Source organism: Marinimicrobium sp. UBA4209, from assembly GCF_002381585.1.
Lineage (GTDB): Bacteria > Pseudomonadota > Gammaproteobacteria > Pseudomonadales > Cellvibrionaceae > Marinimicrobium > Marinimicrobium koreense.
This window is the reverse complement of sequence record NZ_DFTP01000085.1, coordinates 10,659-11,823: the sequence shown is the minus strand read 5'-3', so window position 1 is coordinate 11,823 and position 1,165 is coordinate 10,659. Positions and strand designations below refer to the sequence as shown.

The window sequence follows — 1,165 nt, the reverse complement described above, 5'->3', positions numbered from 1 at the left end:
TGCGGATGCGGTCCTGTTCGTGAGGTGACAAGTGCCAGCGCCAGGCCTCCTGCCAGAGCGGTGGTGCGCTCAGCAGCCAGGCGAGGTGGCGCAGAGGACTCGATGAATAGCGCGTCGCGGGAATGGAAGTGCTCATGGGGCCAGTGTATCCCAGTTGTTCGGGTTTTACCCCTGACCCGGGTTTTACTTTTGAGAAGCGGCCTGAACTGTGGTCAAATGGTGTTCACGCCACTGACCACGCCCCTGAACACCCGAGGTAAGCACCATGCCAAGAGCCGCCAAATACGACCGCAAGACCGCTCTCGACAAAGCGGTATCGCTGTTCTGGGCCCGGGGCTATCACGGTACCTCGCTCAAGCAGTTGGAGCTGGCGCTGGATATGCGCCCCGGGAGTCTCTACGCCGCCTTTGGCAGTAAACAGTCCCTGTTTCTGGAGGCGCTGGATGTCTACGCCTCGGACTTACTGAAACAGCTGGACGAGCAGCTCAAGGCGGCCCAATCCCCCATGAATGCCCTGCAGGCTTTTTTGCGCCACATGGTCATCGGGGACTCTCCGGCGTCTGAACCGCCCGCGCGTGCCTGCATGATTGTAAAAACGCTACTGGAGGTGACCGAGGAGGATGAGCCTTTGGGAACCCGGGTCAATGAGCTGTTGACCGACATTGAGGAGATCTTCGAGGACTTGCTCAAGCGCGCCCAGCGCGAGGGCGAACTGCGTGGGGATGTCGATTGTGAGCGGCTGGCGCGTTTGCTTCAGGTGCAGATCATGGGCTTGCGCACTTTTGCCCAGCGGCATGTGGACGATCAGACGCTGGAACCATTGCTCGAAGATGTGAATACGTTGCTCGATGGCTACCGGGTACGGCACTGACCTTCCGGGTCAGTGCCGTCTTGGGGCTCATCCTTTACCGCTTCCGCTTACCTTTACAGTTTTCCTTCCGCTGCCATCTCGACAAACTCGTTGTTGAAACGCATTTTTACATTGTTCTCGTTACCCCAGATGTCGCCATTGGGCAATTCAATGCCAATGTAATCGGCTGACGGGGCCCCATCGCCCAGCAGTCCGTGGCGGAAGGAGAACTCGGTGACGAACGACATGGTTTCGGCCAGTTGCTCGCTGGTGGCAAACGCCAGCTTCTGCTGCGGGGTGTAGAACAGCTCGGTG

Annotated in this window: 1 protein-coding gene and 1 pseudogene; one reads left to right on the top strand and one right to left on the bottom strand. The window is 58.8% G+C overall.

Going from position 1 to position 1,165, the window contains the following annotated elements:
* Positions 1–265: 265 nt before the first annotated feature.
* Positions 266–871 carry a TetR/AcrR family transcriptional regulator gene (locus B3187_RS12385; protein WP_123638402.1) on the top strand — a complete coding sequence of 202 codons (606 nt, stop codon included), beginning with the start codon at positions 266–268 and terminating at the stop codon, positions 869–871.
* Between the two features lie 53 nt (positions 872–924).
* On the opposite strand, the pseudogene B3187_RS12380 reads toward B3187_RS12385, so the two are convergent.
* Positions 925–1,165 (bottom strand): annotated as a pseudogene (locus B3187_RS12380) (lipid kinase); the annotation flags it as partial.